Genomic DNA, 12347 nt, shown 5'->3' with positions numbered 1-12347 from the left:
CAGCCGGTGCGCGGGCGCGGGCGGGAGTGCCCACGCCGCCGCGAACGGCTGATCATGGTCCGGGAACTTACCCCACACGACCGACAGAACGGGGCCGAACGATCACAGGCTTCGATCCTGCGGCACACCCCACGCGCGGGGGCGGGTTGTCGATAATATTGCTGACCAGGACGAGTTCGCACGGCATCGGGAGGATCGCGTGGCCCCAGGGTCCCCGCAGGAGGAGACGCTGACCGGCCGGGTCAGGGCGGCCGTGCTCAGCGGGGACTTCGTGCCCAACCAGCGGCTCGTCGAGGCCGACGTGTGCGAGCAGTTCGGCGCCACCCGGGCCGCGGTGCGCGAGACCTTCAAGGAGCTGGCCGCCGAGGGCCTGGTCGAGATCCTCAAGAACAAGGGTGCCCGCGTGCGGGCGGTCTCCAAGGCGGAGGCCGTCGAGATCACCGAGGTGCGGATGGTGCTCGAGGGCCTGTCGGCCGCCAAGGCCGCCGAACGGGTCACCCCCGAGCAGGGTGCGCGGCTGCGGGAGATCGTCGCCGCGATGCGCACGGCCGTGGAGTCCCACGACCTCGACCGCTATTCCGAGCTGAACGCGACCCTGCACGCCGAGATCCGCGAGATCGCCGGCCACCGCACCTCGGCGAAGATCGTCGAACGGCTGGGGGCGCAGGTGGTGCGGCACAAGTTCCGTCTCGCCCGGCAGCCGGGGCGGGCCTCGGTGTCGCTGCCGCAGCACGAGCTGATCGTGGCGGCCATCGTCGCCGGCGACCCCGAGGCCGCCCAGACGGCGATGCAGCAACACCTGCGCAGCGTCGCCAAGGCCCTGGAAGCCTCCGGCGCCTGACCGCCGGATCGCCCGCCTCTCGCAGTGATTGGCGATGAAGGTGTCGACAATCGGCGGGTTACGCCACGTGCTCCTTGATCGCCACGCTGGTCAGGGCGAACAGCAGGTCGAGGTCGGGCTCCGCGTCGACCTGCACGGCCACCCAGGCCCGATCGGGGCACGCCTGCACCTGGCCGCACTCGCGCAGGTAGGGGGCCAGCCGGTCGATCGCCGGCGCCGTCAGGCGCACCTGGACCTCGTCGGCGCCGGCCAGTCGCAGGATCTCGGTGCCGTGTACGGCGAATCTGGGGCCGCGCCGGGTGTCGCTCACCGCCAGCGCCGGCCAGGATCGGAATTCGGCCACCGCACGGACCACGTAGGGGCCGTGGCGTTCAGCGGTCCGCCGCCAGGCGGTAATCCCTGCCACGCCTCAATGCTGAGGCACGGTACACCTCCACGTCAGCGACCGTTCCGCAACCGTTATCTACCCTCCGGGTGAGATCGCCGGCGCGCACGACCAGCCCGGCGAACCGCACGGAACCCGCTCCGGATTCTGATGAGATTTCACCATCTGTGCGTCGCGTATTGACGCCTCCCCGGCCTGCGGTTACCGTCCATTTTATAAGGAAACTTTACTAATAGTTTCTGTGGCATCCCATCCCGTACACCCCCCAACCGGATGTCGGAGCATCATGAGACACACCATCCTGCGCAAGGCCCTCGCCGGGCTGGCGGCGTTAGTGCTGCCGCTCACCGTCCTCGCCGCCGCCCCCTCCTGGGCCGCCACCTCCTCCGCCAGCGCCGCCATGGCCGACTGGTCCGCGTGGACGGCCTACACGGCGGGCACGCGCGTCACCTACAACGGCGTCACGTACGAGTGCATCCAGAGCCACACCTCCCAGCCCGGCTGGGAGCCGCCGAACGTCCCCGCACTGTGGAAGCCCGTCAGTGGCGACGGCGGGGGCGACACCAGCGCCCCGAGCGTCCCCGGCAACCTCCGCTCGACGGGCGTCACCGACCGCAGCGTCTCCCTCGCCTGGAACACCTCCACCGACAACGTCGGCGTCACCGGCTACGAGGTCTACCGGGGCGGCACCCGGGTCGCCACGGTCACCGGCACCACCCACACCGACACCGGGCTCAGCCCCGAGACCCGCTACTCCTACACCGTCAGGGCGCGCGACGCCGCGGGCAACCGCTCGGCCGCCAGCGGCACCGTCAACGCCACCACCGCCAAGGGTGACGACGGCGGCGACCCCGGCGGCCCGGGCGACGGCGGGAACAAGGTGCTCGGCTACTTCGTGCAGTGGGGCGTCTACCAGCGCGGATACCACGTCAAGAACATCGACACCAGCGGCTCGGCGGCCAAGCTGACGCACATCAACTACGCCTTCGGCAACGTGCAGAACGGCCAGTGCACGATCGGCGACAGCTACGCCGACTACGACCGCTTCTACCAGGCGAACGAGAGCGTGGACGGCGTCGCCGACACCTGGGACGCCGGCGCGCTGCGCGGCAGCTTCAACCAGTTGCGCAAGCTCAAGCAGAAGCACCCGCACCTGAAGGTGCTGTTCTCGTTCGGCGGCTGGACCTGGTCCGGCGGCTTCACCCAGGCCGCGCGGAACCCGGCCGCGTTCGCCGAGTCCTGCTACCGCCTGGTCGAGGACCCGCGCTGGGCGGACGTGTTCGACGGCATCGACATCGACTGGGAATATCCGAACGCCTGCGGCCTGTCCTGCGACAGCAGCGGCCCGGCCGCGTACAAGAACCTGATGCAGGCACTGCGCGCCCGGTTCGGCTCCGGCAACCTGGTGACCTCCGCCATCACGGCCGACGGCACCAACGGCGGCAAGATCGACGCGGCCGACTACGCCGGCGCCGCGCAGTACGTCGACTGGTACAACGTCATGACCTACGACTACTTCGGCGCCTTCGCCCCGCAGGGCCCGACCGCCCCGCACTCTCCGCTCACCTCCTACAACGGCATCCCGACGCCCGGGTTCCACTCCGACGCCGCGATCCAGAAGCTGAAGGCCAAGGGCATCCCGGCGAGCAAGCTGCTGCTGGGCATCGGTTTCTACGGCCGCGGCTGGACCGGCGTCACGCAGGCCGCGCCGGGCGGCACCGCGAGCGGAGCGGCGCCCGGCACGTACGAAGCGGGCATCGAGGACTACAAGGTGCTCAAGACCCGCTGCCCGGCCACGGGGACCGTCGCGGGCACCGCGTACGCCCACTGCGGCAACCAATGGTGGAGCTACGACACGCCGGCCACGATCGGCGGCAAGATGAGCTACTCGAAGAACCAGGGCCTCGGCGGCGCGTTCTTCTGGGAGCTCAGCGGCGACACCTCCAACGCCGAGCTGCTCACGGCCATGCGGAACGGCCTGGGCTGACCTGACCGTCGAGGGCCGGCCCCGCCATGGGCCGGCCCTCCCGGGTTCAGCCCAGCTCGCGCACCTGCTCGGCCGTCAGCGACACGGCCGAGGCGGCGAGGTTCTCCTCCAGGTGGGCGACCGTCGACGTGCCGGGGATCGGCATCGTCACCGGGGAGCGGGCCAGCAGCCAGGCCAGGCTGACCTGCGCGGGCGTGGCGCCGACGGCCTGGGCGACGTGGTCCACGGGGCCGCCGGGCTCCGCCAGCCGGCCCTTGGCGATGGGGCTGTAGGGGATGAACCCGATGCCCTCCTTCTCGCAGTGCTCCAGCACTCCCTCGGAGACCCTGAGGGTGAGGTTGTAGCGGTTCTGGACGGTGGCGATCTCGACGACGCGCCGCGCCCGCTCCAGCTCCTCGACGCTCACCTCGGACAGGCCGACGCTGCCGATCTTGCCTTCGTCCCGCAGCGCCCCGAGCTCGCCCACCTGGTCCTCCAGCGGCACGGCCGGGTCGATGCGGTGCAGCTGCAGCAGGTCGATCCGGTCCACGCCGAGCCTGCGCAGGCTCATCTCGACCTCCTGCCGCAGGTACGCGGGCCGTCCCACCGGCTCCCACTGGCCCGGTCGCGGGCGGACGAACCCGGCCTTGGTCGCGATCAGCAGCCGCTCGGGGTACGGGTGCAGCGCCTCCCGGATGAGCTCCTCGTTGACGTACGGCCCGTAGGAGTCGGCGGTGTCGATGAGCTCGACGCCCAACTCGACGGCCCTGCGCAACACCCGGACGGCCTCGTCGTGGTCGCGCGGCGGCCCCCAGACGCCCGGACCCGTCAGGCTCATGGCGCCGAAGCCGAGCCGGCGGACGGCCTTGCCGCCGACGGTGAACGTGCCGGGCGACTCGAAATCTATGGACATGCGCAACACCCCGCCAAGACGTCGATGGCTCCTGTCTACCAGCAGCACGGATTCCGTGCCCTGGCCGGCTGGTACTCCCGCTCTTACCCTGCTCCAGCATCATCCCAGTCGTCCCTGGCCCACCCGCGGACTGAGCCGCCGCCTCGGCGACATCACTTCAGCGGTGCGTACCGGTAACGGTCGCAGCGGTCCACTACCGAACCAACCCACAAACCAGGCCAGGCATTTGCACCGCCAGGCAAGGTCACCGACTTTCGGTCATGCCAATACAGGTTGCGAAAATCTCTGAAACGAGGAATATGCGCCGCAAACGCCTCGAAACTTTTCGAAGCGCTGGATCTTCTGAGACGAAGGCGCAACCAACGATGGTCCACCCTGGAAGAAGACTTGCAACCGTGATACAAGTACAGGTGAATACTTGCTCCCTTGTTCGCCTCGCACGTTTACAGCACTGTGCCGGAAGCCAACAGGGAAGGATGCCCCGGACAATGATTGCATCAAAAGCTTCAGGCGCTTCACGCCGATGGTACGGGCGGAAGAACTCAGTCACCCTGCGCATTTTGATAAAACTCGCCGTACCGGCAACATTGGGATTTTTTGCCAATTTAGCAGCAAACGCCGTCTCAGACGGGCACAAATTAGAATCGGTGCCAAGCCGCCTCGGCTGGTGGAACCTCCTACTGCCTCTAGGAGTTGCCTTGCTTGTCTTTGACCTTATGAACGACATTTTGACGCGGCGCGCGGCCGCCACCGCAGAACGAAATGCCCACTTGGAATCCCTGAAGCGGCTCAAGGAAAACAACAGGCAGATAATTTCATCACTCCTGCAACTGATAGGTCGAAGCCCGCGACGAGGGAACGTGAACATACACCTCTTCTACGCCGACGTGATCGACGATCGCACGGTGCTACGCAAAGATCGTCTAGTGTATTACGAGTGTGAAGATCTTCCGCACAATTTTTCCCTCGATATAGCATATCCGGAAACTGACGAGCTGGTCATATGTGACTCCTTCAGGAGTGACGAGATTATTTATGAAGAGCTGCCGGCGACGCACCCAGAACGATACAACGCGAGGATCAAGAACAAGGTGGATCCGCAGATAACATGGGTTCTGGCGCTTCCGATGCATCGCGAGAACGATTCCCCGGCGGGAGTTCTGTGCGCATTCGGAAATAAAAGAGTGTTGACAGAGGCAACCGTCCGTCGAAGTTTTCAGAGCTTGGCCGTGGGCGTGACAGACGTCATTGTCCGACTCAAGGCATTGGAGTCGGAAGAAGAGGCGACTGCGCATGCATAACGTACATCCCAACGAGCAGGCGATGGGCGAAGCGATAAAAGTCGCCGAGCAAGCAGAACTATCGGGAAACTACCGAATCGGCGCGATTGTCATCGACAGTCGGATGGAGGTCATCGGGTCAGCTTTCACCGAATTGCACTCACAGCCAGATCCGACCGCGCATGCCGAGATACTCGCCCTTCGTCGTGCGTGCGCAGGTGTGAACAGGAGATACTTGCCCAACTGCTTCCTATACACCACCTTGGAACCATGCCCGATGTGCACATCCGCCGCTATATGGGCCAAGGTAGAGGGCATCGTCTATGGGGCGTGCCTGGAGGATTCTTCTGACTTCGCCCGCAAGTCCGGCCCAAGCTTCTCGTGGCGCCAGATCAGCATAAAGGCATCCTACGTGGTGGCACACGGCACACCCATTCTCAGACTGCACGAAGAATTTATGCGCGACGAATGTCTCAAACTAGTCTCCCCATGATCAATTCTTATGTATGAGCCATATGATTACGTCGTCACCTCAAGCGGTATCCTGGGCGCGTTCCGTGCCTGCACGGAGAGCGGGGACATAGCTTTTCGACCCGTCTACCAGCGCTCCGGCGACAGCTGGACCAAGTTGACATCGCCTACAGCAGCGGCTCTCCCTGGGCGGAGGCATCTCCTGCTCGACCGAGACTGTGCGCTGGTCCGGCAGGAAGAGGTCACGCTCGTGACCTCGTGGAGGTCTCAGACACCTGACACATCGGGATCCTCAGAAGGCGAGCATCCTGCTGGTCTACGCAATCTCATCTCCGAACTGCGTTCCCGAGGGGTCCACGTCTACCTCTACGGGTCGCGTCTGCTCGGGCGCGGGTCGGTCGGCTCCGACTGGGACTTCATCCTCGACCATCAGGGAAACCTCGCCGAACTTCTGGAAAGCTGCCGATCGCGTCCTGGCCCTTTTCTGGGGCTGCGGGCGATCTCCAGTATTGCCACCTCGTATGAGGCCAACACTATCGGCTCGGTCAGCAGAGAAGACGTTCTTCAGATACTCGGCAGAAGTTGGTGCGCACTGAGCCTCGATGGAGCAGTGGTCGATTTCTTCCTGGCCGGCAGTGGAACGAGAATTCCGGACATCCAATTGGAGGATCTCCTTCTGACAGACTGTTCGGGTGTCATCGAGCCTAGTTTGGGATCAAGTTTCGGCATGCCCCGCAGGGTACGTATACGTACCTCTGCCAAGCAGGTAGTGTACCTTCATCACCTCTCGTGGATACTATGCGGCCTTGAACAAATATCCGGATCAAGGGTGACGCTACGGAACGTCTTAGCTCGCAGTCCTTCTGATGTCTGGCTGAGCCCTTGGATTTCCAAGCTGTCTCTTGATTCTTAGGGGTCGTGGTCGGTCGTGGCACGCCACTTCAGCACCCACCGTATGGTTTGCTGGCGCCTTTCTCGTCATTGCAATCGGGCATGCGTTTTCTGCCTCTCCGCCAGTGGCCCACGTATCAAGCACCCAGGACACGATCCGCTCATAATAGCTAATCGCTTGCTGGATTTACGAGTGGGAAAGATTTCCTACTCCGGCGGCGAGCCCTTCGAGTATCCGTTGTTCTCCCGTCTGGTGAAACATGTCCGCACACTTGGCATACTCCAACTCGTCACGACGAACGGGGATCAGCTGTTCACCGGCATCCCCAACTGGATCCAATCTTTCGAGCATGTGAAACTGTCGTTCTATGGATCACGTCCTGTGCACGACAGCTTGATGGGAAAAGGAAATTACGATCAGCAGCTTTCACTGGCCAACCGGCTGATAACGGACCACAATGTCACAGTCGGCGCCAACTACATGCTGTCCATGAAATCGATGGATCACCTCGGGGCATTCATGGACGACATGGCAACGAACGGATTCAACGACGTACTGTTTCAGACCTACATATACAACCGGCGCACGCATATCGATCGCAGATTTGCGCTTGAGAACACGCAGCAGGCCATTGAGAGACTCAGAGATGCGGTGTCCGGCTGCGCCAACCACCTACCGGGAGGAACGAAAGTTCATGACTACTCTCAGCGGGATTGGTTCATCGTGCTCGACGACTCCGGCCAGCTCACCCTTCCATCGAACACGGTGGATCAGGACTTCATCATGGGCCGGGTGACCGACGACATGCTCCAGGTCGAACCCGAGGTTCGCACTTCGGCAAGGTCGGCGCTTGAAACGATTTGGAAACGACGCTACGAAACAGATGCGATCGTGGATCTCTCATAACCTGAAGTGGTTACGCACCGCAGCGCCACGAGCACAGGTTCTTGCGTCGTGCTGTTCCGAGGCCTTTGGTGGCGACGGGCGAACCGGGGGTGATCAACCTTTCTACCAGGGCTCCTTCTACGTCATGTCCGGACCTGCGACTCGCGATCGTCCTGTGCCCAGAGGCGCCGCACAAGGGCGGGCTCTGCACGAAGCCATGCCGCTGGATCAGACGTATGCCAGGCTGGTTGTCCATGATGTGGGGATCCGTCGGCCTCGATAGTGATAACGGATAGACGAACAACTCCAATCCCTTGAAGCCCTATCGCCCGCGCCGGTGGCCGAACCTGACCGGCTGCGGGCCGTGGAGGCGGACGGCGGGGTCGGTCATGCCCTGGTCGGGACCGGCCAGCTCGGCGGCCGGCTCGATGACCGGCTCCGCCTCCCCCGCCGCCACGATCCGCCGTACCAGCCGCTCCCGCAGCCCCGCGGCGACCTCCGCGTGCGACGTGCGCCCCGCCAGGTTGACCAGCTCGTGCGGGTCGTTGTCCAGGTCGTACAGGGCCTGCTCGCGGTAGCGGGCGGCGGCCGGGACGTCCCACGGGTCGGCGTCCTCGGCGACGGCGTAGTACTTCCACCGCGACGTGCGGATGCCGCGCCCCACCTCCGACTCGCTCACCTGGAAGAACGCCTCCTCGGGCCACGGCGCGCGCGGATCGCGCACCAGCGGCAGGAACGAGCGGCCCTGCATGGACGCGGGCACCGGCAACCCTGCGGCCTCCAGCAGCGTCGGCGGCAGGTCGACGGTGCTGACGGGACGGGAGATCGCCCCGCCCCCGTCGAAGCCCGGCCCGCGCAGCGCGAGCGGCACCCGCAGCGACGCGTCGTGGCAGGAACGTTTGTACTCGCCGTTGCGGGTCTTGAAGTGGTTGCCGTGGTCGGAGGTGTACGCCACGATCGTGTTGTCCAGCAGGTCCATGCTGCGCAGCGCGTCGAGCAGCCGGCCGAGCCCTTCGTCCAGGCGTTTGACCTGGCCGAGATAGCCGCCCATGTGCTGGTGGGCCGTGCCGCCGAGCGCGGCCAGGTCCTGCGGCATCCAGCGGCCCTGATAGCGCTCCTCGTAGCCGTCGGGGGCGGGATAGTTGTCCACCTCGTTCTGGTGGTGCGGCTCCAGGAACGACAGGAACAGGTAGAACGGCTCGTCGTGGTGGTCTGCGGCGAAGCGCACGGCCGCGTCCACGAGGGCGTCGGAGCGGTAGCCGGGCAGCATGACGGGCTCGTTCGCCTCGTCGTACATGATCGTGCGGTAGGCGTCGGAGGTGTGTTCCAGCGCGTTCGCCGCCAGCCACGACCGGTAGCCGCCGCGCTCCTCCTCCGGCACCGGCTCGCTGCCCGCCAGGTGCCACTTGCCGATGTAGCCGGTGGCGTAGCCGGCCTCCCCGAAGTGGTGCGCCAGCGTGCGCTCCCCGGCCGGCAGGACGCGGCCGTTGCGGTGGACGCCCGTCGTGGTCGGGTAGCGCCCCGTCTGCAACGCCGAACGGGCGGGCGCGCACACGGGCTGCGGGGTGAGCGCGACCGTGGCCTGCGTGCCGTGCCTGGCCATTCTGTCGAGGTTGGGGGTGAAGGGTCCGACGGTGTCCCACCGCTGCTGGTCGGTGAAGACGACGATCACGTTAGGGGGCACGTTCGGGGGCACGTTCGGGGGCACGTTCGGGCGCAAAAGGGAACTCTCCTAACGGACTGACTATTTGATGCCGGTCAGCGCGATGCCACGCACGAAGTATCGCTGCGTGAAGATGAACAGGACGGCGGTGGGCACGAAGAGGATCACCGAGCCCGCAGCCGTGAGATGCCACAACGTGAAGTACTCCTGGTTGAACAGGGTGAGCCCGACCGGGATGGTACGCATCTCGGGCGTCGTGGTGGCCACCAGCGGCCAGAGGAACTCGTTCCACTGGAAGACGAACGTGAACAGCCCGAGCACGGCCAGCGCGGGCCGCGTCTGCGGCAGGATGACGCTCCGGTAGATCCGCAGCTCGGAGGCGCCGTCGATGCGCGCCGCGCTGATCAGGTCGTCGGGGATGGGCTGGATGAACTGCCGCATGAGGAAGATCCCGAACGCGTCCATGAGGAACGGCGTGATCAACCCCTGGTACGTGTCGAGCCACCCCATGGTGGCCATCAGCACGTACAACGGGATCATCCGCACGAAGAACGGCACCATGAGCGTGGCCAGCAGCGCCACGAACAGCGTGTTGCGCAGCGGGAAGCGGAACTTCGCGAAGACGTACCCGACGAGCGGGTCGAACAGCAGGTGCGCGAGCGTGATCGCGCCCGCCACGACGAGACTGTTGATGATGAAGTTGCCGAACGGCGCGCGGGTGAACAGCTCCGCGTAGTTGCCCCACTGGGGCGAGTCCGGCACGATGACCGCGTTCGCCGAGAGCGTCTCCGCCTCGGTCTGCAGCGACAGCGACACCATGTAGAGCAGCGGGACAACGGTCGCGAGCGAGGCCAGCCCGAGCAGGACGTAGAGCAGCGGCTTGCGCATCAGTACGTGACCTCCCCGCGCCGCCCGGCCCGCAGTTGCACCAGCGTGAACGCCACGATGACGACGAGCAGCAGCACCGACTGCGCCGAGGAGTAGCCGAAGTCCCTGGCGCGGAAGGCGACGTTGAAGATGTGGAAGACGGACAGGTCGGTGGCGTCGCCAGGACCTCCGTTGGTGATGATGTACGCCTGCCCGAACGCCTGCAGCCCCGAGATGACCGCCATCACCGAGACGAACAACGTCGTCGGCGCGAGCAGCGGCAGCGTGATCCGCCAGAAGCGGCGCCACGCGTCCGCCCCGTCGATCTTCGCGGCCTCGTGGTAGGTCTCCGGAATGCCCTGCAGCCCGGCCAGGAACAACACCATCGTGTAGCCGACGCTCTGCCAGAGCGTGACGGCGGCGATCGTGAGCAGCGGGGAGGTGTTGAGCCACGTCTGCTCGGGCAGCCCGGCCGCGCCCAGCACCCGGTTGAGCACCCCGAGCTCGGGGTCGAGGATGTTGCGCCACAACAGCCCGACGATCGCCACCGAGGTCAGGTACGGCACCAGCAGCAGCACCCGGAACACCACCCGGCCCTTGAGCGGCTGGTCGAGCGCCAGCGCCAGCCCGAGCCCGAGCACGATCGAGCCGACCACCACGATCACCGAGAAGATCACCGTGACGAGGAACGAGTGCCGCACCGCAGGGTCGGCCAGGGCCTGCGTGTAGTTGCCCAGCCCGGCCCACTGGTCGGCCTGCGGCCCCGTGCGCAGGCTGGTGGCCATCACGTTGCCGATCGGCAGGTAGAAGAAGGCCGCGAAGAACAGGATCGCCGGGATCAGGAACAGGTAGGCGGTCCTGGCGTAGCGGCCGGAGAGGGTGCGTGGCCGCAACATCGTCATCGCAGGAAGCCCTCCGCGGCCTCGGCGAACGCCCGCAGGGCGTCGGCGGCCGGCTTGTTCTGGATGATGACCTGCTGGTAGACGACCTTGAGCTGCTCGTCCCACTTGCCGAGCTGGCCGGTCAGCCGCACCTCCTGGGTCGAGTCCTTGGCGATCGGCAGTGCCTCGGCGAACACCTTGATGGCCTCGTCCTGCTGCACCTCGGGCAGCTTGGCCCAGGAGACGCGCGGCATCAGCATGCCGGTCTCCTTCGTGGCGGCCTGCTCGACCTCGACCGCGGTGATGCGCTTGATGAAGTCCCACGACAGGTCGGGCCTGGTGGCCTTGGCCGGCACCAGCATGCTGGTGCCGGCCGCCTGGGTGACCTGCTCCTTGTTCTTCAGCGGCGGCGCGACGCCGAGGTCGATGTCGGCGCTGGTCTTCTTGATCGGTTCGAGGTCCCAGGGGCCGGTGAGAATCATCGCGGCGCGCTTGGCGGAGAACAACTTCTGCGGGCCGGAGTAGTCGGTGCTGGACACCGGCACCGGGGCCACCTTGTGCTTGTGGATCAGGTCGGCCTGGAACTGCAGGGCGGCGATCGCGTCCTCGATCGGCGTCATGACCTTGCCGGTCTCCGGGTCGAAGGGGGTGACGCCGGCCTGCATCATCCACGGCCAGATGTAGGCGTGGTCCTGGTTGAGCGCGACGCCGTGCACGCCGTCCGTGGTCAGCTTCTTCGCCGCGGCGAGGAACTCCTCCCACGTGGTCGGCGCCTCCAGCCCGGCCTCGCTGAGCATGCCCTTGTTGTAGAGCAGCGTGTTGCAGGTCAGGTGGAGCTGCACGCCGTACACCTTGCCCTGGTAGGAGTTGCGCTCGACGGTGACCGGCTGCCAGTCGGAGGGGAAACCCATCGCCTCGCCGTCGCGGTCGACGTAGTCCTGCAGCGAGCGGGCGTTGCCGGAGATGGCGAACTCCTGCACCCACCCACCGGGCTCCTCGACCACGTCGGGCACCGTGCCGGAGGCGAAGTCGGCCAGCAGCCTCGTCCGCAGGTCGGGCCACTGGTATTTCTGCAGGTTGACCTTGACCTTGTTGGCCTGCTCGAACTCGGCGATCACCTTGCGGTAGGCCTGGTAGTCGTGGCCGGCGTTCCAGTAGACGGTGAAGGTGCCGGGGGCGGCGGTCTGCGCGGGCGGCGCTCCCGCGCAGGACGACAACACCGGCACCGCGGCGGCGGCGCCGGCCAGGCGGAGCAGGTCGCGGCGGGTCATGTGGGGGGCGTGGGAAGACATCTCGGATTCCC

The 12347-nt window shown here is 65.8% G+C and carries 11 protein-coding genes; 5 read left to right on the top strand and 6 right to left on the bottom strand.

Annotated elements, in window-relative coordinates:
* Nucleotides 1–199: 199 nt before the first annotated feature.
* Nucleotides 200–841, top strand: a complete 642-nt coding sequence (locus tag ABGB01_RS02580) for a GntR family transcriptional regulator (protein WP_347769820.1) — start codon at nt 200–202, stop codon at nt 839–841.
* Nucleotides 842–899: 58 nt separating this feature from the next.
* Here the strand turns inward: ABGB01_RS02580 and ABGB01_RS02575 are convergent, their stop codons facing one another.
* Nucleotides 900–1247, bottom strand: coding sequence for a luciferase family protein (locus ABGB01_RS02575; RefSeq protein ID WP_347769818.1), 348 nt, complete (start codon nt 1245–1247; stop codon nt 900–902).
* A 265-nt stretch (nt 1248–1512) separates the two neighbouring features.
* Here ABGB01_RS02575 and ABGB01_RS02570 point away from each other — a divergent pair, with 265 nt between their 5' ends.
* Complete coding sequence (locus ABGB01_RS02570) at nt 1513–3213, top strand: glycosyl hydrolase family 18 protein (protein ID WP_347769816.1); 1701 nt, start codon at nt 1513–1515, stop codon at nt 3211–3213.
* A gap of 46 nt (nt 3214–3259) precedes the next feature.
* Here the strand turns inward: ABGB01_RS02570 and ABGB01_RS02565 are convergent, their stop codons facing one another.
* Nucleotides 3260–4105 (bottom strand): aldo/keto reductase, encoded by an 846-nt coding sequence (locus tag ABGB01_RS02565; RefSeq protein ID WP_347769814.1) that lies wholly within the window; start codon nt 4103–4105, stop codon nt 3260–3262.
* A 488-nt stretch (nt 4106–4593) separates the two neighbouring features.
* Between ABGB01_RS02565 and ABGB01_RS02560 the strand changes: the two genes are divergently transcribed.
* The 3 genes from ABGB01_RS02560 to ABGB01_RS02550 all read left to right on the top strand — a co-directional run bounded on the left by ABGB01_RS02560 (nt 4594) and on the right by ABGB01_RS02550 (nt 7654).
* Nucleotides 4594–5406 carry a hypothetical protein gene (locus tag ABGB01_RS02560; RefSeq protein ID WP_347769812.1) on the top strand — a complete coding sequence of 271 codons (813 nt, stop codon included), beginning with the start codon at nt 4594–4596 and terminating at the stop codon, nt 5404–5406.
* Complete coding sequence (locus ABGB01_RS02555; protein WP_347769810.1) at nt 5399–5878, top strand: nucleoside deaminase; 480 nt, start codon at nt 5399–5401, stop codon at nt 5876–5878. Before ABGB01_RS02560 ends, ABGB01_RS02555 begins: the two co-directional genes overlap by 8 nt.
* Nucleotides 5879–6940: 1062 nt before the next feature.
* Nucleotides 6941–7654: a hypothetical protein gene (locus ABGB01_RS02550; RefSeq protein ID WP_347769808.1), complete on the top strand. Its 714-nt coding sequence runs from the start codon at nt 6941–6943 to the stop codon at nt 7652–7654.
* Between the two features lie 301 nt (nt 7655–7955).
* Here the strand turns inward: ABGB01_RS02550 and ABGB01_RS02545 are convergent, their stop codons facing one another.
* From ABGB01_RS02545 to ABGB01_RS02530, 4 genes are read right to left on the bottom strand one after another with little or no spacing between them, the layout of a single operon-like run.
* Nucleotides 7956–9317: a sulfatase-like hydrolase/transferase gene (locus tag ABGB01_RS02545; RefSeq protein WP_347769806.1), complete on the bottom strand. Its 1362-nt coding sequence runs from the start codon at nt 9315–9317 to the stop codon at nt 7956–7958.
* A gap of 60 nt (nt 9318–9377) precedes the next feature.
* Nucleotides 9378–10184, bottom strand: coding sequence for a carbohydrate ABC transporter permease (locus tag ABGB01_RS02540; protein WP_347769804.1), 807 nt, complete (start codon nt 10182–10184; stop codon nt 9378–9380).
* Nucleotides 10184–11065, bottom strand: a complete 882-nt coding sequence (locus ABGB01_RS02535) for a sugar ABC transporter permease (RefSeq protein ID WP_347769802.1) — start codon at nt 11063–11065, stop codon at nt 10184–10186. Before ABGB01_RS02535 ends, ABGB01_RS02540 begins: the two co-directional genes overlap by 1 nt.
* Nucleotides 11062–12336, bottom strand: coding sequence for a sugar ABC transporter substrate-binding protein (locus tag ABGB01_RS02530; RefSeq protein WP_347769800.1), 1275 nt, complete (start codon nt 12334–12336; stop codon nt 11062–11064). The genes ABGB01_RS02535 and ABGB01_RS02530 overlap by 4 nt, the downstream gene beginning before the upstream one ends.
* Nucleotides 12337–12347: the final 11 nt, after the last annotated feature.

Source organism: Nonomuraea sp. B5E05 (genome assembly GCF_039880665.1).
GTDB lineage: Bacteria > Actinomycetota > Actinomycetes > Streptosporangiales > Streptosporangiaceae > Nonomuraea.
The sequence above is the reverse complement of the archived record's forward strand: the minus strand, read 5'-3'. Positions and strand labels throughout refer to the sequence as shown.

Excerpts from the sequence above, each read along its gene's own strand:
- ABGB01_RS02570 (WP_347769816.1), top strand. The coding sequence starts at position 1,513 with ATGAGACACACCATCCTGCGCAAGGCCCTCGCCGGGCTGGCGGCGTTA.
- ABGB01_RS02565 (WP_347769814.1), bottom strand. The coding sequence starts at position 4,105 with ATGTCCATAGATTTCGAGTCGCCCGGCACGTTCACCGTCGGCGGCAAG.
- ABGB01_RS02560 (WP_347769812.1), top strand. The coding sequence starts at position 4,594 with ATGATTGCATCAAAAGCTTCAGGCGCTTCACGCCGATGGTACGGGCGG.
- ABGB01_RS02555 (WP_347769810.1), top strand. The coding sequence starts at position 5,399 with ATGCATAACGTACATCCCAACGAGCAGGCGATGGGCGAAGCGATAAAA.
- ABGB01_RS02540 (WP_347769804.1), bottom strand. The coding sequence starts at position 10,184 with ATGCGCAAGCCGCTGCTCTACGTCCTGCTCGGGCTGGCCTCGCTCGCG.
- ABGB01_RS02535 (WP_347769802.1), bottom strand. The coding sequence starts at position 11,065 with ATGACGATGTTGCGGCCACGCACCCTCTCCGGCCGCTACGCCAGGACC.
- ABGB01_RS02530 (WP_347769800.1), bottom strand. The coding sequence starts at position 12,336 with ATGTCTTCCCACGCCCCCCACATGACCCGCCGCGACCTGCTCCGCCTG.